General features: G+C 61.7%; 16 protein-coding genes. 7 read left to right on the top strand and 9 right to left on the bottom strand.

What is annotated here, in order from left to right; all coding sequences use genetic code 11:
• Positions 1 to 5 precede the first annotated feature (5 nt).
• Both Q0G85_RS00785 and Q0G85_RS00780 read left to right on the top strand, forming a co-directional pair.
• Positions 6 to 359, top strand: a complete 354-nt coding sequence (locus tag Q0G85_RS00785) for an oxidoreductase (protein WP_297153778.1) — start codon at positions 6 to 8, stop codon at positions 357 to 359.
• 231 nt (positions 360 to 590) lie between these two features.
• Positions 591 to 1,859: an MFS transporter gene (locus tag Q0G85_RS00780; RefSeq protein WP_297153775.1), complete on the top strand. Its 1,269-nt coding sequence runs from the start codon at positions 591 to 593 to the stop codon at positions 1,857 to 1,859.
• Positions 1,860 to 2,057: 198 nt separating this feature from the next.
• Here the strand turns inward: Q0G85_RS00780 and Q0G85_RS00775 are convergent, their stop codons facing one another.
• The 3 genes from Q0G85_RS00775 to Q0G85_RS00765 form a co-directional block, all read right to left on the bottom strand.
• Positions 2,058 to 2,681, bottom strand: a complete 624-nt coding sequence (locus tag Q0G85_RS00775; RefSeq protein WP_297153772.1) for a TetR/AcrR family transcriptional regulator — start codon at positions 2,679 to 2,681, stop codon at positions 2,058 to 2,060.
• A 123-nt stretch (positions 2,682 to 2,804) separates the two neighbouring features.
• Positions 2,805 to 3,200: a molybdenum cofactor biosynthesis protein MoaE gene (locus Q0G85_RS00770; RefSeq protein ID WP_297153769.1), complete on the bottom strand. Its 396-nt coding sequence runs from the start codon at positions 3,198 to 3,200 to the stop codon at positions 2,805 to 2,807.
• Between the two features lie 127 nt (positions 3,201 to 3,327).
• Positions 3,328 to 5,373: an SUMF1/EgtB/PvdO family nonheme iron enzyme gene (locus tag Q0G85_RS00765; RefSeq protein ID WP_297153765.1), complete on the bottom strand. Its 2,046-nt coding sequence runs from the start codon at positions 5,371 to 5,373 to the stop codon at positions 3,328 to 3,330.
• Between the two features lie 184 nt (positions 5,374 to 5,557).
• Here Q0G85_RS00765 and Q0G85_RS00760 point away from each other — a divergent pair, with 184 nt between their 5' ends.
• From Q0G85_RS00760 to Q0G85_RS00740, 5 genes are all read left to right on the top strand, one after another.
• Positions 5,558 to 6,268: a response regulator transcription factor gene (locus Q0G85_RS00760; protein ID WP_297153762.1), complete on the top strand. Its 711-nt coding sequence runs from the start codon at positions 5,558 to 5,560 to the stop codon at positions 6,266 to 6,268.
• Positions 6,265 to 7,722: a HAMP domain-containing sensor histidine kinase gene (locus tag Q0G85_RS00755; RefSeq protein ID WP_297153759.1), complete on the top strand. Its 1,458-nt coding sequence runs from the start codon at positions 6,265 to 6,267 to the stop codon at positions 7,720 to 7,722. The genes Q0G85_RS00760 and Q0G85_RS00755 overlap by 4 nt, the downstream gene beginning before the upstream one ends.
• Positions 7,723 to 7,848: 126 nt before the next feature.
• Positions 7,849 to 9,204 (top strand): diaminopimelate decarboxylase, encoded by a 1,356-nt coding sequence (gene lysA / locus Q0G85_RS00750; protein WP_297153757.1) that lies wholly within the window; start codon positions 7,849 to 7,851, stop codon positions 9,202 to 9,204.
• 9 nt (positions 9,205 to 9,213) lie between these two features.
• Entirely contained in the window at positions 9,214 to 10,497 is a 1,284-nt protein-coding gene (locus Q0G85_RS00745) for a homoserine dehydrogenase (protein ID WP_297153755.1), read from the top strand.
• A gap of 353 nt (positions 10,498 to 10,850) precedes the next feature.
• A complete protein-coding gene (locus tag Q0G85_RS00740) occupies positions 10,851 to 12,194 on the top strand; it encodes an aspartate aminotransferase family protein (RefSeq protein WP_297153752.1) in 1,344 nt (447 codons plus the stop codon).
• Positions 12,195 to 12,363: 169 nt separating this feature from the next.
• Here the strand turns inward: Q0G85_RS00740 and Q0G85_RS00735 are convergent, their stop codons facing one another.
• From Q0G85_RS00735 to Q0G85_RS00710, 6 genes are all read right to left on the bottom strand, one after another.
• Complete coding sequence (locus Q0G85_RS00735; protein ID WP_297153747.1) at positions 12,364 to 13,620, bottom strand: Zn-dependent hydrolase; 1,257 nt, start codon at positions 13,618 to 13,620, stop codon at positions 12,364 to 12,366.
• Positions 13,621 to 13,838: 218 nt separating this feature from the next.
• Positions 13,839 to 15,572 (bottom strand): sodium:solute symporter, encoded by a 1,734-nt coding sequence (locus Q0G85_RS00730; RefSeq protein WP_297153744.1) that lies wholly within the window; start codon positions 15,570 to 15,572, stop codon positions 13,839 to 13,841.
• A gap of 1 nt (position 15,573) precedes the next feature.
• Positions 15,574 to 15,846 (bottom strand): hypothetical protein, encoded by a 273-nt coding sequence (locus tag Q0G85_RS00725; RefSeq protein ID WP_297153741.1) that lies wholly within the window; start codon positions 15,844 to 15,846, stop codon positions 15,574 to 15,576.
• A 56-nt stretch (positions 15,847 to 15,902) separates the two neighbouring features.
• Positions 15,903 to 16,883 carry a choline kinase family protein gene (locus tag Q0G85_RS00720; protein ID WP_297153738.1) on the bottom strand — a complete coding sequence of 327 codons (981 nt, stop codon included), beginning with the start codon at positions 16,881 to 16,883 and terminating at the stop codon, positions 15,903 to 15,905.
• Positions 16,880 to 17,905 (bottom strand): phosphotransferase, encoded by a 1,026-nt coding sequence (locus Q0G85_RS00715; protein ID WP_297153734.1) that lies wholly within the window; start codon positions 17,903 to 17,905, stop codon positions 16,880 to 16,882. The genes Q0G85_RS00720 and Q0G85_RS00715 overlap by 4 nt, the downstream gene beginning before the upstream one ends.
• The gene (locus Q0G85_RS00710; RefSeq protein ID WP_297153730.1) at positions 17,898 to 19,286 is read right to left on the bottom strand and encodes an amidase; all 1,389 of its coding nucleotides are present in this window, start codon (positions 19,284 to 19,286) and stop codon (positions 17,898 to 17,900) included. The genes Q0G85_RS00715 and Q0G85_RS00710 overlap by 8 nt, the downstream gene beginning before the upstream one ends.
• Between the last annotated feature and the right edge of the window lie 152 nt (positions 19,287 to 19,438).

Raw genomic sequence — 19,438 nt, 5'->3', positions numbered from 1 at the left:
CGAAAATGACTCAATACGGTCTGCTTATCGACTACGAATACTGCACGGGCTGCCAGTCTTGCGAGGTCGCCTGCAAGGAAGAGCACAACTTCCCGGTGGGCAAGTGGGGCATCCGCGTGCTCGACGAGGGTCCTTGGCAAAAGGATGACTCCTCTGACCAGGGCGCGAACTTCAACTGGAATAAGATTCCGGTCCCGACGGACCTGTGCGACCTGTGCGCCGAGCGCCTGGCCGACAACCGCGAGCCGGTGTGCGTGCACAACTGCCTCGGCGCGTGCATGAAGTTCGGCACCATCGAGGAGATGGCCGCCGAGCTCACCAAGAAGCCCAAGCAGGTTCTTTGGGCGCCGACTGAATAGCTATCCGACGCTCTGCGAGATTCTCCACCTCGTATGAGCAAACCCCGAGCCGATTCAACCTCCCCCCCCAGAGTTCGGCTCGGGGCATTTCCCTCCCCGCGTACCGCCTGCGCGCTTGCGTGCACTCGCGGTACGCATCGGATGGGGCAACGAGCGCACGATTGCTCCATCCGATGCGTCGATCGGGGGATTTCGCGCATAATAGAAAGCCTAAGAAGAGGGGTTGTAGGCATGAAAAACAAAGAGGGGTGGGGTCTTTCGACCCTTAACGTAATCGGTATTTTGGCGCTCTTCTGCACGATGAGCGAGTTTGCCATCTTGACGCCTTCGATAGCCGCGTTCTCGCACCATTTCGTGGGGACGGACATCACGACTATCATGTTTGCGAACAGTATCACGGGTATCGTATCGGTGCCGGTGAGCGTGCTTTCGGGAGCTATTCTTCACAAGGTCGGCTTCAAGCCGATGGCTATCCTCGGTATCTTGGTGATGTCGCTCGGCGGCGCTTTCCCGTTTCTTATGCCGGACATCACCGACTACACGCCTGTCATCTTTTCGCGCGTTATCGTGGGCATCGGCTTGGGCGTGATGTTCCCTGTGGGGAATGCGACCATCATCGCCCTGTTCGAAGGCGAGAAACGCTCGCGCCTTCTGGGGCTCGGCATCACGATCCAGTTCCTGTTCAACCTGATTTACACGACGGTTGCGGGGTATCTCACCGAAATCGGCTGGAATTATTCCTTCCTTGCGTATCTTATCGGCCTTGTCCCCATGGTTATCGCGCTTGCGTGGATGCCTGAGGCGAAAGGCGTTGTAGCCGAGGGTCGCGAACGCGAGCGTGTGGAATGCACGGAGGCGGCAAAGGAGAAGATTCCTCACGCTATCTGGGGATATGCGCTCTTTGCGCTGGCGACGTGGACCTGCGTCGTGACCGTGCAGATCATCACATCGACCATCCTCGACGTTCGTGGGCTTGCAAGCTCCGGTCAGGCGGCGCTCGTCATCAACTGCTGCGGTATCGGCACCATCTTGTGCGGGCTTGCCTTCCCGACGCTTGTGCGCGTGTTCAAAGCCCGTCTGTTCGGCATCGGCGCTGCGCTTGCGGCGATCGGTGTTGTGCCCTGCATGTTTGCTGACAACACGATCATCTACGCGATCGGCGTGTTCATCTTAGGATTCGGCGGTTCGATGTTCTTCACGGCGGCACAGAACGCGACGGGAAATATCGCTCCGAAAAGCCGCGTGCCGTTCGTCTCCGGCATCATGACTTCCATGATGAACTTAGGGCCCTTCATTGCGCCGTACCTGTTTGCGGCAACGGTGGCGGCAAACCCTGCGGCTGGCAGCGATGCCGTGTTTCCCGTGCTGATTGCGATTTGCGTGGCGTGCGCGGTCGTCGGTCTTGCGCATCCCATGCGTGCGCTCGTGGCGAAACCTGCAGATGGTGCACTGGATGAGCACGCGCCCTCTGACGCGGCTGGCGCGGACGAGAATCGATAGCCTGATGCCGCGCTGCTTTGCGTGCATACATTGCGGGAAGTGCGGGCCGCCTTCGTCCGACGCAAAGGTGAAGCCTGCCGGGTGGTGCATCTTTTGCCGCACGCAAAATGAGGTTGACGCGAAAGTGTGCGCGAACTGCGGCAAGCCGCTGCCGAAAATCCCGGGATCGTTCCAGCGGAATACGGGCGGCGGGGAGCGCTAAATGATGTGATGCGGCTTAGGCTCCACGATGGGTCGGGGCGGACGCGATGAGCGCGGATGGAGCGGCGTGTTCAAAAGGTCGAACAGCTCGCGCGGAACCGAATTGGCAACCCATTCGCACATCTCGTCGAGGGATACGTCGTAGAAACCGTAATGCCATTTCGGAAGCAGGTGGACCTCGAGTTCGACGGTGGCGTCGATCTGGAACTTCAAGTGCTCCGTCAAGGGAATTTTGCGCATCTGCGTGAGCGTTTCGGTGATCGTCTTGCGACGCAGGCGCGGGGCGAAATTGTCGATGGCATTGTAGTCGTTCGATTTCGCGACGCCTGCATAGAAGAGGTTGCGGCTTGCAATGTTCGCCTCCGTGATGTAGTACCCCTCTTTCCACGAAAGCGTGCGGCCGATTTCGTTTGCCCCTTGCGCCCAGGCGAGCTCCACGTGCCATTGGGCGATGGCGAACTTGTCTTTGAAGCATCGGTAGAACGTCGCGCGGGATACCCCTGCTTCCTCGCAAATCTGTGTGACCGAGAGCTTGTCGAACGGCGTTTCCTCGACAAGCTTGTCGGCCGCGTCCAGGATGAGCAGCTTCGTCTGATAATTGCTGATAAGCGAGTTGTTCAAAAGCTCGCATCTCCCCTCTGAAAATGCAACGAGGCGAGCCCCGCTCGCTTGTCATCACATTAGTGCGGCGCCCCGGGGCTGGCTTTTCTCCCCCCGGGGCGCCGCTGCGTTTACGCGAAAGCTCTACGCGTAGATTTCCTTTTCCACGACGAGCTCGTTTTTGATCTTGCCGACGAGCTTCTGCAGCGCATCGACGCAGTTCGGGCGGATGTCGGCGCCGATGAGCACGTACATGATAGAATCGCCCACGCCAAGCTCGCCCTCGTTCATCCAGGTGCGCACGTAGTACACGCCAGGCCAGGTGAGTGCCTCTTTCTCGGCCTCGGCAACGCCCTCGGCGTCATAGGAGAATTGCACCTTCGCGACTTCTCCGAGGCCTTGAACGCCTTCGCGCACCTGCTTTTTGGGGGTGATGCGCACGATGCCGTTGTGGGTGAGGAACATGCCGCACTGCGCGGCTTTCGGGTCGGCCTTGGCTTCCTTGAGCCACTGGTCGATCGACGGTTCAGGTTTGGACATAAGTTGCCTCCAAAACGTTGAGTGTTCGAACGCCCTTTTCCAGGCGCTCGTCTGGAGACCCATTGTACTCGAAGTGCGCCTTCCCGCGTGAGGGGCACACTCCACTTCCCGCGAATCCGCAGGTTTGCTATTCGCCGCTAATGAGCCAACTGACTAGGTTGATTTCGCCGTCAAGGTAGGCAAGCGCGGGGACGTCGGTGTGGCTTGCTCCCTCGAAGGTCGTGATGCGTGCCGCAGAGCCCGAATCCGCAAGTTTGCTAACCAAATCGATGGACGACTGGGGCTTTACCACCTTGTCTTCCGTGCCGACGAATGCCCAGGTCTCTACGTTGGCAAGCGCCGAAATCATAGTCTTTTTGCCTCGCACGCCTCCACTGCACGGTGCAATGCGTGCGAACTCGTCGGGGTTGGAAGCGGCGATGCTCCATGTTCCGGTGCCGCCCATGCTGAATCCGGTGAGGCTCACGTTGGTCGGATCGATGTTGTACGCTGCCTTCACCTCTTCGGTTGCGGAGATGACGTTGCTGCTAAGGGCGATCCAGTCCCTTGCGCTTGAGGGCGCTTGGGGCATGAGCACGTAGGCGGGAATGCTCCCGAGCGTGCCATCGGAGATCCATCGGGCGAAGTCGTCTGACGAGAGCATTGCGTCGGGATCGTCCCCCTTGCCCGTGATGCCATGGAGGTACACGATGAGCGGCATGTTCTCCGTTGCGTTTTCGGGGGTGTACAGCCAGCAGTTGAGGTTGCCCGCGGTCACGAGGGAAAGCGTGGCGGCCTGCTGCTCAGCGCCTTCGCCTTCGTTCCCCGAGCCCTCGCCCGCGCCCGAGCCCGCACCCGCGCCTTCGCCAGGAAGCGCTTCTGCCCCTTGCGCGACGCAGGTTGCGGTCACCGCGTATTCTGCAGAAACGTTGTCTGCTATCTCAACGTAAGAGATAGGTTGCACGATGTAGCTGTGCGTACTGCCCTCCTCAAGCCCGTCGAAAGTGGTGGAGGTGCCGTCCGTCGTACCCATCATCTGGATAAGGCCCGTGTCGGGGAAGTACTCGAAGAGCTGATAGCTGTTGGCTCCCTCGACGGGCTGCCAAGAAAGCGCGATGCTGTTCGAATCGGGCGTTGCGCTCACCTCGGGCGCGGGCAGGGTCGCCAGTTCGACCTTCTGATCGGGCTCTTGCCCGCCCTTCACCTGGATGACGCGGAACCCAACATCGGCGAATCCCTCGGAGGCGAAGCGCCCCTCCTTGCGGTTCTCAGTACGGCAGTCGGTGCGCTCGCTGTTCCATGCGCCGCCCTTCACCCCGAGCAGGACGTCGTCTCCCTCGCTCTCGCGAACGGTCGAGGTCCACTCCCATACGTTGCCCCAGAAGTCGATGGCTCCATGGGCGCCGCGCGTGACGCCGTCGTACTCATAAACAGAGACGCGTCCGTCTGCGACGCCGCAGTTGAAGTCGGCGTCCTTGGGCATATGACCCGCCGCAAGCTCCCATTCGCTCTCATTGGGAAGGCGGTAGGTGTTTTCGCCGTCCTGCTCGGTGAGCCAATCGCAGTAAGCCTGTGCATCTTCGTAGGAAACATAGTTCACCGGGTAGTCTGCATCGCCCTCATGCGATCCGTCTCCCCAGTTCTCAGGTGCTTGCGCGCCCGTCGCTTCGAGATAGGCGGCGTATTGGGCGTTAGTCACCGGCGTGCGGCTTACATAGATGCTCTCGCCCGCACCCATGACGGGGATGAACTCGTATTGGGAGGCATTCGACGTCTTCCACTTCAAAAGGCGCGCGTCGGTGAAGCGCAGCATGCTGGAGTTGATGCGGTTCCAGTAGGTTGCGTACATGTCCTGCACGATGTCTTCCATCTCTGCGACGGTTTCCTCGCCACCTGGCTTGCCCGCAGTCTCGACCTTCAGCGAGGCGAGCTTTTGCTCCTTGCGGTCGAGTACGGCGTTGTAGTTGTCGATCACGATGGATCGCAGGGCCAGGTAGTTCTCTTCTGTAGGGGATTTCTGATAGGCGGAGATCAGGTCTTTAGTTTCCTGAGTGAGCTCGGGCTGTTCCGTCTCGATGAAATCGCTATGGGTGAACGAATTCTCGGCAATTGCTTGCGTTGCGGCAACGGGGACCAGCGAGGCCGCCAAAAGCGGTGTGAGGAGAATGCCTGCAAGTGCTCGCGGATGCTTCATGGGGGCTCCTGTTCGTCGGTGGTGGAAAGCGATGTCCCGCTCGTTTCTTCGAGCGGCGCAAGCTTGAGCGTAGCGGCATCGGTTTCGCCGTTTCGAGGGTCAAAGTGCGGCAAAGTCGCGGCAAGGTGGTTCCCGTGTGAGGCGAACATGGGTATGATCTGCGGTGAAGAGAAACGAGGAAACGGTGTCCGAACGTATTTACCTTGCCGACGACGACGAGAATATTCGCGAGCTGATTGCGGCGTTCCTTTCCCAGGAGGGCTTCGAGGTGCAGTCCTTCGACAACGGGGCGAGCCTGATGGAGGCTTGCGGGAAAAGCATACCCGACCTGGTTATACTTGACGTCATGATGCCTGGGGTCGATGGGCTTACGGCGTGCTCGACGCTTCGTCGCGACCATACTGACTTGCCCATCATCATCGTGTCGGCCAAGGACAGCCCCTACGATCGCGTGACGGGACTGACGCTTGGCAGTGACGATTACCTGGTGAAACCGTTCCTTCCGATCGAGCTCGTCGCTCGTGTCAAGGCGATTTTACGGCGCGCGCACAAGCACGGATTCCCATCCGCTGCCGAGCTTGCGCCGCGGAAGCTCTCCTTCGGCACGCTCGAGCTTTTCCCTGGGCGACGCGATGCGCTTCTGAGAGGCAGCCCGATTTCGCTCACACCGACGGAGTTCGATTTCCTGACATACTTGGTTGAACGCCAAGACAGGGCGGTAAGCAGGGAAGAATTGCTGAAAGCGCTCTGGGGCATCAACTGGCAGGCCGACACTCGTGCGGCTGATGACCTGGTGAAGCGTCTGCGCCGTAAGCTCCGGGACGCCGGAGGCGGCGTGAGTGTGGAGACCGTTTGGGGCTTCGGGTTCCGCATCGCTGCGGAGGAGTGCGAATGAGCCGCCCTGCCGAGCATTGCGGAAGACAGCGCGTTCTCGCGCGGCTTCTCATCCCTGCCGTGGCCCTTTTGCTTTTGCCGCCCCTGTCGTGCTTCGTCTTCCACGTAAGCGCAACGCGCTATGCGTATTCGGAAGCCGAGCGGGAGCTTTCCACCTTGCAACAGCAGATAGAGCCCCTGCTCGAAAGCGGGTTTTCGGAGGAAGGCGCCGATGCTTCGAACTCTAACGGCGACGGTGCGGCGGAGGCGTTAGGCGATAGCACGCAAGCCTTCTTGAAGGGAGCGGGGGTTACCGCCTCGCAGTTGGGCGGCAATGCGCGTCTTTTGATATTGTCGAATACGATGAAGGTGGTGTACCCGCGCAACGAGCAGCTTCGCGAGGACGTCGCGCCCCTCGCCGCCGATTTTGCGCGGTATTTCCAGGAGAACGGGGCGATTGAGGGCGACTCTATCGAGCTTTCGGCAAGCGACGGCGAAACGTATCTCGCTGCTAGCTATGACCCTCCTTCCGGCGCACACAACCTGGCTCACGTGGTCGTCTATTGCCCGACCTCGCATATCGGCGAGTGGGTGGATGCCTCCTCGCTTCTCGTTCTGGGCGTATCGTCGGTCTTTGCCCTGGTCGTGCTTGTGGCGCTTGTGGCGACGGCGCGCAGCATCACGCGTCCGCTTGCGCGTCTTTGCCGTAGCGCTGAGCGTATCGGCGCGGGCGATTTCGTCGAGATTGCGCCGACGTTCGGGCTTGGCGAGCTTGAAGAGCTGCGATGCTCCATGAACGACATGTCGAGGCGGCTTGAGCAGTCGGAGCAAAGCCAGAAACGCTTTTTGGAAAACGTCTCCCATGAGCTGCGAAGTCCCTTGATGTCGATCGGCGGTTACGCCCAGGGAATCGAGCGGGGCGTGTTTGATCCGCCACAACATGCTGCACGCGTCATCATGGATGAAAGCGCGCGCCTTGCCGAGGTGGTCGACGGTTTGCTGTGCCTGTCGCGCCTGGAAGGTAATGTGGATTGCGCAGCGTTGTGCCCGACTGACGTGGTTGGATCGCTCAATCGTTGCGTTGATCGTGCGCGGGGCCTCGCGTCCTCGCGCGGCATCTCGATCGAGGTGAGGGAGCCTGGCTGCAAAGCTGTGGCGCTTGCGACCGACAATCTTTTCGACAAGGTCATGGATAATCTGCTCTCGAACGCGATTCGCTATGCGCAAAGCAAGGCTATCGTGTCTATCTGCGAGCGGGGCGATCGGGTGGAAGTGACGGTCGCCGACGACGGGCCAGGGATAGGGAAGGCCGACCTGCCCCATGTGTTCGAGCGCTGCTACAAAGGTGAAGGCGGGCATTTCGGCCTGGGCCTTTCCATCGCTCAGTCGGCGGCCCGGCGAATGGGGGCGTCTCTTTCCGCTGAAAACGGCAGCTCGCAAGGCGCGACATTCACGTTGTCGCTTCGCCGGGCGTAGGGTGGGAAAACCCCGCCTACCTTCAGCCCCTTCCCTATAAAACGCGTGCATTTTACGAATGGGAAATACTTGCTCATCGCCCAAATGATAGACTGGGAAAATTCCACAGCATCAGAAAGGACAGCTATGTCTCTCCCAGCATCCGATACCAGCAAGCAGCCCGACAACCTTACCACCATGGAGTTGGGCGAGGTTCTTCCCCGCACGGCCGAGGTCCGCGATAACCACCTGTTCATCGGCGGTGTCGACATGGTGAAGCTCGCGCACGAGGAGGGTACGGCGCTCTACGTGTTCGACGAGGCCGACCTTCGTTGGCGCATGGAGACCTACCGCGAGGCGTTCCGTTCGCGCTACGAGAACTCCGACGTCATCTACGCTTCCAAGGCCTTTTTGAATAAGGAAGTCGTGCGCATCGTGGGCGAAGAGGGCCTTTGCCTCGACGTGTCGGGCGGCGGCGAGCTTGCCTGCGCCCAGATGGCGGGCTTCCCGATGGAGCGCGTCTTCGTGCACGGCAACAACAAGACGCCGGCCGAGCTGCGCGAAGCCATCTCCGCAGGTGTGGGGCGCATCGTGGTCGACAGCCGCATCGAGCTGGCGCGCGTGTCCGAAATCGCCGGCGAACTGGGCGTTGAGCAGGCCATCTACATGCGCATCACGCCCGGTGTCGAGGCTGACACGCACGAGTACATCCGCACCGGCTGCGAGGACTCCAAGTTCGGCTTCACCATGCTTGACGACTTCGCCTTCAAGTGCGTGAAGGACGCCATCGAGGCGCCCAACGTGAAGCTCGTCGGCTTCCACTGCCATATCGGCTCGCAGATCTTCGCGCTCCACTCGTTCCGCGAGGCGGCGCAGGTCATGATCGAGTTCATCGCGCGCGTGCAGAAGGAATACGGCATCGAGATTCCCGAGCTCGACTTAGGCGGCGGCCTGGGCGTGGCTTACCTCGCGACCGATAAGCCCTCTTCGATCGACGATTTTGCGGAATGCACGACCCGTGCCGTGAAGGACTTCTGCGCCGAATACGGCGTTGCCGAGCCGCGCATCCTCGTTGAGCCTGGTCGTAGCCTTGTCGCCAATGCGGGCGTCACACTCTACACCGTGGGCATCTTGAAAACTCTGCCCAGCATCCGCAAGTACGTCGCCATCGACGGCGGCATGTCCGACAACATCCGCACGGCGCTCTACCACGCCGACTATGAGCCCGTGATCGCCAACAAGGCGGGCGAGCCGCGCACGGAAATCGTCACGCTGTGCGGCAAGCACTGCGAAAGCGGCGACGCGGTCGTCATCGACATGCCTATTCAGCATCCGGAAATCGGTGATATCGCGTGCGTGTTCACAACGGGCGCGTACTGCTCTACCATGTCAAGTAATTACAATGGCCAGCCCAAGCCGGCCGTAGTGTTCGTGAAAGATGGTGTCGCCCGCGTCGTCACGCGCCGCGAGACCTACGCCGATCTCTACGCCCGCGACATCTAGGAGGACCTTATGACCATCAAGCTCGGACTCGTCGGCACCGGCACGGTTGGTGGCGGTTGCATTGACATCCTTCAGAAGCACAAGGAGGACTTCAAGCGCCATTACGGCATCGATGTGGAGCTTGCGCGCGTCTGCTCGCGCGACCCTGAACAGGCCGAAGCTCACGGCGTGAGCGATCTGTTCACGTTGGATTACCACGACATCATCAACGACCCCGACATCGACATCGTCATCGAGCTCATCGGCGGCACCACGGTGGCGCGCGATGTGGTCGTGTCGGCCCTCGAAGCGGGCAAGAACGTCGTCACGGCCAACAAGGCGCTCATGGCGACCCACGGCGAGGAAGTCATGCACCTGGCGGAGAAGATGAACCGCGAGCTCGCCTTCGAGGCGTCCGTCGGCGGCGGCATTCCCATCATCGACCCGCTGAAGCATTCGCTCATCTCGAACGAGGTGACGTCTGTCATGGGCATCGTGAACGGCACGACGAACTACATGCTCACGCGCATGGTCGACGACAACCTTTCCTACGATGAGGCGCTCAAGGAAGCTCAGGAGCGCGGGTTCGCCGAGGCCGACCCCACGGCTGACGTCGACGGATTCGACGCTGCGGCGAAGATCGCTATCCTGGCGTCGATTGCCTTCAACTCGCGCGTCACGCTCGACGATGTGCACACCGAGGGCATCCGCAACATCACGACGCTCGATTTGGAAACCGCCGACGACATGGGCTACGTTATCAAGCTTTTGGCGATTGCCCATCGCACTCCCAACGGCATCGACGTGCGCGTGCACCCCACGATGCTTCCGAAGGCGCATCAGCTCGCGACGGTGAACGGCGTGTTCAACGCGATTTACGTGACGGGCGATGCTGTGGGCGAGACGATGTTCTTCGGCGAGGGCGCGGGTGCTGGCCCGGCGGCGAGTGCCGTCATGGGCGATGTACTCGAGGTCGCGCGTCACCTCACGTTGGGAATTTCTCCCATCGTGGGCTGCACCTGCACCGATGACCTGCCCATTCTTCCGGTGGAAGAGCTGCAGACGAAGTACTACATCCGCTTCGCCGTTGCCGACCGCTCGGGCGTGCTCGCCGCGATGGCGGGCGTGTTCGCCAAGCACGGCGTCTCCGTGCGCTCCGTGGTGCAGCGCGGCAACTCCGAGCATGAGACGGTGAACCTTTCCTACGTCACGCACACCGCCAAGGAAGCGAGCGTGCGTGCGGTGCTCGCGGAAATCGCGGGACTCGAAGACGTCCTGCGCGCCGAGCCCTCGGTGATTCGAGTGGAAGGCTAACGCACCGCGTTTGGCTCGCGGTTGGTTTGCGCCGCGTTTGGAGCTACTTGCTGTTTTTGCTTGGGAAAACGAAGACCCGTCCAGGTCATGGGCGGGTCTGTTTGCGTCTGGCGCCCTTTGGCCTGAACCCGGTTGTCAACCTGCCCGTGCTCCCGCCCGTCAGTCTGAGCACGCGGTGCATTTCGCGCCCGTGTAACGCGTGTGCTTCTGTTCGATTTCGCCTTGATTTCCAGATGTTTGAAGCTTTGCTAACGCCCCTCGCGTTCATTCGATTGCGTTCTTTGCGTCCTACCATGCAAGATGTGCAAATGGTTTGAAATGCGCATACGCGTTTGACGAGGAAGAAAGGGCGAATGATGGGCACTTCGGAAGATTGCGGCATCCTTGAGTCGAACAGTTTCAATATGGGCAACCTCGATACGCTCGGCGGCGAGCTGCACGATTTGGTTGAGCGCCGCCGCGTGCTGGGGCCGTGTTACCGCTTGTTCTACCAGAAGCCGCTTCACCTGGTGCGCGGACAAGGAACGCGCCTGTTCGACGCCGATGGCGAGGAATACCTCGACATGTACAACAACATCCCGTCGATGGGACACAGCAATCCTGTGGTCACCGAGGCGGTTACCAAGCAGTTGCAGCTGCTCAATACGCACACACGTTACGTGCACGAGAATATCCTGAACTATGCGGAGGACCTGCTGTCCACCATGCCGGACGAAATCAACCGCATCATGTTCATGTGCTCAGGGTCCGAAGCAAATGACCTGGCCGTCCGTTGCGCGCAGCTCTTTACCGGCGGTGAGGGCGTCATTGTGACGGGGGAGGCCTACCACGGGAACACGGCGCTGATCTCCGGGCTGTCGCCGTCGATCGGCAAGAGCGTCGCCATGAGCCGCACCATGCGCATGATTCCCTCGCCCGACTCGTTCCGTTTGGGGACCGAAGACCTTGGCCCGTGGATGTGCGAGCAGATTTCCCTGCAAATTGCCGACATGCGCCGCCACGGCATCAAATTCGCTGGCGTGCTCTTCGACGACATCTTCTCCTCCGATGGCGTTATCCCGGGCGCTCGTGGCTTCCTGAAATCAGTCGTTGACCTGGTACATCGCGAGGGCGGCCTCTATATTGCCGACGAGGTGCAGCCCGGATTCTGCCGCACGGGCGATGCGTTCTGGGGCTTCGCGCGCCATGGCATCGTGCCCGATATCGTGACGATGGGCAAACCCATGGCTAACGGCATCCCGTGTTCCGCCATGGCGATTCGCGCCGACGTGCTCGACGCATTTGCCGACAACAACCCGTACTTCAACACGTTCGCGGGCAATCCCGTGTCGATGGCGGCGGCTCAGGCGGTGCTCGATTACATTCGTGAAAACGACATCCTCGCTCATACCTATGACATGGGGGAGAAGTTGCGTGCCGCCATACACGATGTGGCAGCACGCCGTCCTCGTCTTGCCGACGTGCGCGGCGCCGGTTTGTTCTGCGGCGTCGAGGTGGTGAAGCCCGGTACTCAGGAAGCCGATCGCCCGTTCGCCGTGTCGCTCATCGAGCAGCTTCGCGAAAACCACGTGCTCATCTCTTTGTGCGGCCCGTACGGCAACGTGCTGAAGGTTCGCCCGCCGCTGGTGTTCAACGACGCCGACCTCGACTTTTTCGCCAGCGCACTGGAAGCATCGCTCGATCAGCTGGAGAATTAGAAGAAAGATCGCGGGCGAGAGAGCCTGGGGCATCGAGATGGTGCCCCAGGTTTGCGGCCAGAGTGCCTCGCCGAGCGCTTCTTAGCGGAAAGCTTTGGGAAACTGCCTGGTGGTTGGCCGGGTGGAAGGTTTTCGGGTGGGCGTCTTGATCGGCGTCTACCCGCATTTTTTATGCCAAGCCGCCTTGGCGAAGCGCTTCCTGCAACACCTCGACGAGCACCCTTACGCCGTTGGAGAGGTCCTCGGGCTTGGTGAATTCATTGGGCGAGTGCGCGCTGCTGCCGACGCTTGGCACGAACAGAAGCGTGCTGGGCACGGCGGCGGCAAGGGCTACGGCGTCGTGCCCGCATACCGTTTTCGTGCGGATGCAGCTGAGGCCGCATGCGGCTGCGGCGTGCTCGATGAGGGCTACGCCGCTTTCGGGAAACGTCATCGCCTGGCGAACTTCGGTGTCGACGATCGCGATTGCCGTGCCCGACTGCGCCTCGATCGTGGCGAAAGAGGCGGCGAGTTCATTGGCCGCCTCGCGGGCACACGCTTCACTTTCTGCACGAACCTCCAGGTGAAGCTGACATTTCGACGTCACGATATTCGGCGAATGCGGAAACAAACGCACCTTGGTGACCGACGTGCGAACTTCGGTGCCGCGACGTGCGAAGTCATCGGCGAGCTTGCGCGCGGCAACGGTGAGCAGCGCCATCCCGTAGAGCGCATCCTTGCGCAGGTGCATGGGGGTCGATCCCGTGTGGGACTGCTCGCCGTCGATATCCACATCCATTTTCACGGCGCTCCAGTTGCCGGTGACCGCCCCGATGTTCACGCCCGCTGTCTCAAGTTCAGGACCTTGCTCGACGTGCAGCTCAAAGTAGGCGGCAGCTTGCGGCGGCGTGTCGGTTCCCTTCCAGCCGCTCTTGCGCAGCGCGTCGCCGAAACGCGTGCCGCCTAAGTCCTTCGCCTGTTCGATGTCGGAAAGCCGCAGCGCGCCCGTGAACACGCGACTGCCCATGAGACTCGGCTCGAAGCGCGCGCCTTCTTCGTTTGTCCAGTCGACCACGGCAAGGTTCGTCGCTGGGGCAAGCGCTCCGCTTCGCACGCGCGCATCGATTGCCTGTGCCGCCGCCAACGCGGCCACCACACCGTACGCCCCGTCGTATACGCCGCCGTTTTCCTGGCTGTCCAGATGCGACCCGCACAGTATGTAGGGCGCGTCATCGTCCCAGGTGAACAGGCCGAAAATGTTTCCGACGCCATCGATGCGCACTTCGGTGCCGGCTTTGCGCAGCTGCTTGACGAGCCACGTGCGATGCGCGCTGTCGTCGGGGGTGAGCGCCATGCGATCGGTTCCGCCGTTCGGCTTGCGGCCGATTGTCATCGACTCGGCGAACAGCTCGGAGAAATGCTGTGTGGCGGAAAGAGGTTGGTTCATGGGGGTCTCCTCGTGGGTGTTGGGCTCGGTAGTTGTCGTCTGGCAGCGCCGCCTCGCCTTGATCGGCTGTGTCAGATGCTTGGCGGTCGTTGCCGATTTTGGCCGCAACCCCTTGACGCCAGCGATTCCTTAGCAGTTGCGGCCAGGCAAAACGAAGGCTGCGGAGCGTTTTGCCCCGCAGCCTTTTTACGATAGGGGGAATCGATTTCGCAAGGTGCCTACGAAGCGCTCGCCTCTGCGGGTGCGCCGCCGGATCTTGCGCAACTTGCGACCGCGGCTTCGCGCAGCGAGGAGGCGGCGGTTGCGATGCTTGCCACCTTGCTTGCGGCTAAGCCCTCGGGCTCGTTTTCGGCCATTGCGGTTGCAGCGGCCTCTTCGCAGGTCGTAACGCTTGCGGCGGTTCCGCATGCGACGCCCTCGCCTTCTGCCACGCTCGCCATGCCCGGAACTGCGGCGCCGACGGTGACGGTGCCGCGGCTGCCACCTCGGGCAATATCGAACAGCTCGTCAACGCGGGTGCGCTCGGCGTCGGGGGTTTTGGTCAGGAGCGACACGGTCACGTACACGAGCAGGTTCACGAACAGGGCGACCACGCCGCCAGTGATGCTGCCGAGCGCGGGGATGTCGTCGGGGAAGGCGATGGTCAGCCCGGCGGCGACGACGAAGCCCGCGATCATGCCGGCCAGCGCGCCGTTCTTGTTGCCGAACTTGAAGAAGATGCCGAGGAACAGCGGCACGGAAATCTGGACAACGGCCTGGTAGGAAATCTGCGCGAGCAGCTGCAGGCGGTCCATGCCGTTGGTGAAGTAGGCGAGCACGGCGGCAAGCGCGATGAACAGCATCATGCTTGCCTTCGAGATGACCGTCTTCTGCGCGTCGGTCAGCTCCACCTTGCTGCCGACGATGTCGTTGGCGATCTGCGTGCCGGCGGCTTGGACGCTGCCGTCGATGTGGCCGATCGAGCCGGCGAAGATCATGGTCAGGCCCAGGCCGAGCAGCCAAACGCCTCCGTAGTTTTCAAGCAGCGTTGTCCATCCTGCCTGCGGATTGGCGGCAACGCCGGTGATGTGCGAGGCGGCCAGCATCACGATGGTGAGCAGCGCGTAGAATCCGCCGGCGATGAGCATGGCGTAGTTCGTCGACTTCTTAACGGACTTCACGTTGTTGGCGGTGTAGATTCGAACGAAGCTCATCGGCCAACACAGCGCGCCGACAACGCCGGTGAACACGCTGCTGAACATGTACAGCGGGCCGTAGGAATCGCCGTCGCCGGGCAAAAAGAGCAGCTGGTCGGGAATCTCGGCCAGATAAGACCAGTTCGCGGGCGAGTTCGGGGCAACGAGAAGCAGCACACAGACGATGGCGGCGATCACGTAGGCAACGAGGCCTTGGTACATGTCGGTGTACACCAGGCCGCGCATGCCCATGCGCACCGTCCAGATTTGGCGGATGAGCACGGTGGCAAGGCCGATGATCAGGCAGACTGGCAGCGCCCAGGTTCCGCCGGATGCGATGCTGAACACGGTTGCGAGGGCCTGCATGCCGAGGATGACCCACGGTAGGATGGCGATGACACCGATGATGGACGTCACCACGCCGACTGCCTTCGAACCGTAGCGCAGGCGAAGCAGGTCGGGCTGGGTGACCAGGTTGTATCGCTTGCCCCAGCGCCAGGCGCGCGAGGCGATGAAGTACATGGCCGCGAGTCCCAGCGTCGAATAGGCCAGGCCGTAGAAGCCGAAGACGCCCGACGCCACGGAAAGGCCGGCGAAGGAGATGAACACGGTGCCCGGCCACCACGAGTTCACGTAGCTCATGGCGACGAGCCACGGGCCGAACGAGCGCCCGCCGACCGCGTAATCATCGAACGACTTCGACTTCTTCAGCGTGAGATAAAGAACAGCGATGATTCCGAGGAAGAAGACCCCGAGCATTCCCAACATAACTGCCATGCTATTCACCTCCCGCCATCACCGCAGCGGGCTCGCAATCGACCTCGTTGCGGACGGTCTCGACCCAGTACAGGGCAAACATCATTACGATGAGCAGGGCGAAGTCGGCGATCCAGTACCACATGGCAATCGGCGCGCCTAAAATAAGCGTGCCGTTCCCGCTGGCGGAGAAGTACAGCGGTGGGAAGACCGCCGCCAGAACGAGCAGGGCGTATATTCCGCCGAATACGATGTTCTTTGTCCGTACCGACATGCTCTTGATGAACTGCTTCATTTTGAATTCTCCTTCTCGTCAAGGGGTTTACTAACGAATATCACCAGGCCAGGAGCTTAAATTGCGAGTTTTGAAGCGTCCCAGTCAATGGAGTGCTGGTACGTCTTCGCTCGCATAAGCTTCCAAATGCCGTATTTCCAGTAGTCGAATCCGACGTCGCGGACGACGGAGTTGATGATGCCCCACATGCCCCATTTCAAATCGCCCATCACGCGCGACACGCGAATCCGGGCAAGCGCGTGGGGGTCGATGCGCCCGTAGTACGCCTCGATCATCGGCAGCATCTCCTCGTCGTCATAGAACATCTCGCAGAAGAAAAGCCCGAGCTCGTAGGTCGGCTCGTTGTCGCCGCAGAATTCGAAGTCGATGAGCTTCATGCCGTCGGAATTCACCATGAAGTTGCCGGGCATGGGGTCGTTGTGGCAGGGGGAAAGATCGATGCCCGAGGCGTTGAAGCGCTGCTTGACCTCGTCGTATTCGCCAAGCAGGTCGTCTGCCCACGCGGGAAGGGTAAGCCCGAGCTCCTGCATCTGGCCGATATGCTGGTCGATCTGGTCGAACATCATGTTCGTTTTCCCGAACTTCTCGCTTGCGTGCAACGAGCGATAGGTTTCCATAACCTGCAGGCCCTGTTCTTGGGTGCGAAGCGTCGTGGTGGTGCAGGTGTCGTACCCGCGCAAAAACTCGGTGACCTCCACGCCTGTCTCGGGGTTGAATTCGTAGACCTTCGCGCCGATACCCAGCTCAGAGGCCTTAAGCGCGCCAGCATGTCCGACGCTGCGATCGATGAAGCCCGTGCCCGCACCCGGAACCTTGATGAAGTACTCGCGGCTCATGTCGTCGCGCACGTACCAGTTCTCGTTGTTCAGGCCGCCGTCCATGGGCTTGACCATGAGGTTCTTCCCGCGCCACATCTCGACGCCTTCCATAGCGCCGCGCACGACGGAGGGGAGGTTGAACGCGGCGGGGCAGGAGATGGTGCGGGGGGCGGGCGTCGGCGTGAGTTCGGCTGCCATTTCGGGGAAGTTGCTGCTCATCGTTGCGCCTCCAACCATTCGTTGAGCTCGGGAAAGGTGTCAAGCTGATAGTGTGCCTTCACGAGCCTCCACATGCCGTATTTCGTGCAGTCGATCGACTTGTCGGAGTTGATCGCGCTGCGCCACAGTCCGATGAGCGCCCACAACACGCCGTCGAGAACGGCAAACCCCTGCGCGATGAACAGGTTCTTCGAGTCGAGGTCCAGTCGGCGCAGCACTTGCGCGTCGTCGGCGGCGCAGAACGGATGCAGCTCGGAGAGCACTGATCCCGCTTCCTCATAGGGGTCGCGCAGGCCGCACATCGTCCAGCCGGTAAGCAGCGGCGGGGTGTTGGGGTCGGTGCTGTCGATGAGCAAGTTCGATGCGGCGCCGTCGCCGTGACAGAGCACGGGCTTGTGGGCAAGTGCGCCGGCTGCATCGAGGAACGGTGAAAGCTTGCCGAGGATGTCATCGACGTTGCGAGGCAGGAAGATGCCTTCCTCCAAACACCGCTCGCGCATAACGGAGACGTCGCGCACGAGGTTGCGCTGCACGACCGAGCGGGCGCAGGTAAGGGCGCGGGGCCCGAGGTTGAGCTCGTGCACGCAGCGGCGCACGTCGAGCGCATGCAACAGAAGACGCGTGTCGCGCAGCTCGTCGAGCTTCGCGGGTCGCCAGGTTTCGGGAAGAAGCGCGCTTATGACCTCGTCAGCGGAGGACTCGATGACGCGCGGGGCGATTCCCGCCTTGCCTGCGGCCTCCATGACGGTCGTGATGTTCTCGACTGGCGAGGCGTACATGGTCACCTCGCCGGTGAAGCGGCGGCGCAGCACGCGCTGGCCGTTTGCGCCGACGCCTTCGGTGAACTCGCCGTCGCCGCCGATCCAGCTTGGCGTGATGTCGCAGGTCCGCGGCACGGTCCATTGCCACGTGCTTGTGACGGGGCGCGACACGACGTGCACGGTATCGCGTAAAAGCCCGCCGGCGGTGACGGTGTTGTCGACGACGGCTGTTCGCGGTGCGGTTGCGGTTGCGCTAGTCATATGCGGGCACCTCCTCGAAGGTGGGGAAGGGGGCGACTTCGGCACGGGTTGATTCCAGGAAGGCGGCCACGGCGAGCGCCCCTGCGTCGTCGAAGCGGCGCCCGACGACCTGCACGCCGATGGGAAGCCCCGTTTCGGCGTCATTCTTCTCGCGATAGACGGCAGCGGGCTGGCCAGTCTGGTTGAACCAGGCCGTGTAGTGCGTGTGGTGCAACAGCATGTCCTCATCGCCCGGGCCAGGGGTGTCGGCGGCGAACGGAAGCGTGGGAATCACGGGGCTTACGAGGAAGTCGTAGGCGCCGGCGGCAGCTTCGACTTTCGCCACCGTGGCGAGCAGCCCGCACATGGCGTCCTCGTAGTCGGCCATAGGGCGGGCATCTGCGCCTTCAAGCCATTGCGCGACCAGGTCAAGCACCGCTTCGGGGTGGCGCGAGGCGCGAACTTCGGCGGCGGCGTGCGCTTTGAACACCAGGTCAGCGTTGGCGAAGTCGGCCTCTCCAAGCCCCAAGGACATGGGCTCGACGGCGAACCCGACGGCTTCGAGGCGCGCTGCCGCCGTGCGTGCCGCCTCGGCGACGACGGGGTCGGTCGGCGTGCCGTAGCCCACATCGAGCAGAAGGCCCACCTTCGGCAAGCGCTGCAGCACCTCTTCGAAGGCGATCGGCCGGAACGCGCCCGGCAGGCATTGCGGATCGGTCGGTGCTTCCTTCCCGACGCACATGAGGCCCTCGATGACGTCGCTCATGCTGCGCCCCATGACGCCCGAGGATCGCATATTCGACGCGGGCGAGTAGGCGATGCGGCCCTGTGTCGGCTTGATGGCGGCAAGCCCGCAGTGCGCGGCGGGCAGGCGGACGCTTCCCGCGATGTCGGTTCCCAGGCCGAACGCGCCGAGTCCGCAGGCGAGTGACGCGCCCGCTCCCGCGCTCGAGCCGCCGGGGTTGATGTCTTTGTTCCACGGATTGCGCACGATGCCGAACTGGCTTGAAATCCCCGCGCCGAGCATTCCCATGTCGGGCATGGTCGTTTTCGCCACCACGATCGCGCCGGCCTCGCGCAGCCGCTTGATGGGCTCGGACGTTTTTGCCGAGGGGGCGTCGCCGTCGTGGATGGCGCTTCCGTGCCAACGGTTCATGCCCGCGATGTGGTAGCTGTCCTTCACCACAACGGGCACGCCGTCAAGCGGACCCTTCGGGCAGCCGGCAGCCCAGCGCGATTCGCTTTCGCGCGCTTCGTCGAGCGCGGTGGGGCTGACCTGGCTTATGGCGTTGACCTCGCTCGCCACGACGTCTGCGTAGGCGAGTTGCGATTCGATTGCTTCGACCGGCGAAAGCGTGCCGGCGCGATATGCTGCGCGGAATTGCGATATGCCGAATAACATGTCTCTCCTATCTCGTGAGCTCATGGACTATTTTCGGTCCCCTTTGTTTCCCCCTCGGGGCCCCTTTGTAGAGGCTCTGTAACGAAAAAGGCTCAGTAATGTTTCGAAACGCGAAACGAAATGTTTCGAAAACGCGATGAAACCATCTCGCA

Source organism: uncultured Ellagibacter sp. (genome assembly GCF_934617235.1).
GTDB lineage: Bacteria > Actinomycetota > Coriobacteriia > Coriobacteriales > Eggerthellaceae > Ellagibacter.
Note: the sequence above shows the minus strand (reverse complement) of the source record. Positions and strands in the feature narration are given on the sequence as shown.

Bases quoted from the DNA above. Each gene is read 5' to 3' on its own strand.
- Q0G85_RS00720 (WP_297153738.1), bottom strand. From the start codon at position 16,883: ATGAGCAGCAACTTCCCCGAAATGGCAGCCGAACTCACGCCGACGCCC.
- Q0G85_RS00770 (WP_297153769.1), bottom strand. From the start codon at position 3,200: ATGTCCAAACCTGAACCGTCGATCGACCAGTGGCTCAAGGAAGCCAAG.
- Q0G85_RS00765 (WP_297153765.1), bottom strand. From the start codon at position 5,373: ATGAAGCATCCGCGAGCACTTGCAGGCATTCTCCTCACACCGCTTTTG.
- Q0G85_RS00785 (WP_297153778.1), top strand. From the start codon at position 6: ATGACTCAATACGGTCTGCTTATCGACTACGAATACTGCACGGGCTGC.
- Q0G85_RS00710 (WP_297153730.1), bottom strand. From the start codon at position 19,286: ATGTTATTCGGCATATCGCAATTCCGCGCAGCATATCGCGCCGGCACG.
- Q0G85_RS00740 (WP_297153752.1), top strand. From the start codon at position 10,851: ATGATGGGCACTTCGGAAGATTGCGGCATCCTTGAGTCGAACAGTTTC.
- Q0G85_RS00755 (WP_297153759.1), top strand. From the start codon at position 6,265: ATGAGCCGCCCTGCCGAGCATTGCGGAAGACAGCGCGTTCTCGCGCGG.
- lysA (WP_297153757.1), top strand. From the start codon at position 7,849: ATGTCTCTCCCAGCATCCGATACCAGCAAGCAGCCCGACAACCTTACC.
- Q0G85_RS00745 (WP_297153755.1), top strand. From the start codon at position 9,214: ATGACCATCAAGCTCGGACTCGTCGGCACCGGCACGGTTGGTGGCGGT.
- Q0G85_RS00735 (WP_297153747.1), bottom strand. From the start codon at position 13,620: ATGAACCAACCTCTTTCCGCCACACAGCATTTCTCCGAGCTGTTCGCC.
- Q0G85_RS00780 (WP_297153775.1), top strand. From the start codon at position 591: ATGAAAAACAAAGAGGGGTGGGGTCTTTCGACCCTTAACGTAATCGGT.
- Q0G85_RS00730 (WP_297153744.1), bottom strand. From the start codon at position 15,572: ATGGCAGTTATGTTGGGAATGCTCGGGGTCTTCTTCCTCGGAATCATC.
- Q0G85_RS00725 (WP_297153741.1), bottom strand. From the start codon at position 15,846: ATGAAGCAGTTCATCAAGAGCATGTCGGTACGGACAAAGAACATCGTA.
- Q0G85_RS00715 (WP_297153734.1), bottom strand. From the start codon at position 17,905: ATGACTAGCGCAACCGCAACCGCACCGCGAACAGCCGTCGTCGACAAC.